Raw genomic sequence first — 555 nt, forward strand, 5'->3', positions numbered from 1 at the left:
TGGCGGCGCCGAACGTCTTGGTCGCCGTCACGGTCCCGCCGCCGGCGCGCTGCTCCACGTCTACCTCCACGGGAGGGTTCCCGTCGCCCCAGAACACCCGCGCGGTGTGCGTGTCGGCCAGGTCGGCGTCGGTGAAGTCCACCTTCAGGGTGAGCTCCTTGCCCACCGTGCCCTTCAGCGGAAGACCCGAGGGCTCCTGGATGACCGGGGCCGCGTTCGCCACGCCTTCCCCGGCCAGGGTGACCACATGGGCCGGCTCGGCCCCGTCGGCGGTGGTGAAGGTCAGCGTCCCGGTCGCGTTGCCGTCCTGGGTGGGGGCGAAGACCACCGTCACGGTGCACGCCTGGCCCACCTTCAGCTCGGTGGGGCAGGTGTTGGTCTGCTTGAACGGCCCGGTGACCGCGATCGCCTTCAGCGGGAGCGGCGTGTTGCCCCGGTTGGTCAGCGTCACCGTGCTTTCATCGCTTTCCTGCCCCACCTGCACCTGGTTCGTCCAGTTGATCCCGGTCCTGTCCAGCCAGGGCTTGACCGTCGCGCTGGTGGCGGCGGTGTTGT

The 555-nt window shown here is 70.3% G+C and carries 1 protein-coding gene; it reads right to left on the reverse strand.

The features are described 5' to 3' along the window. On the reverse strand, window positions 1-451 hold a 451-nt coding region (locus ABD841_RS40655; RefSeq protein WP_344982430.1), incomplete at its 3' end, for a choice-of-anchor D domain-containing protein. Window positions 452-555: the final 104 nt, after the last annotated feature.

This window comes from Streptosporangium fragile, from assembly GCF_039534445.1.
GTDB lineage: Bacteria > Actinomycetota > Actinomycetes > Streptosporangiales > Streptosporangiaceae > Streptosporangium > Streptosporangium fragile.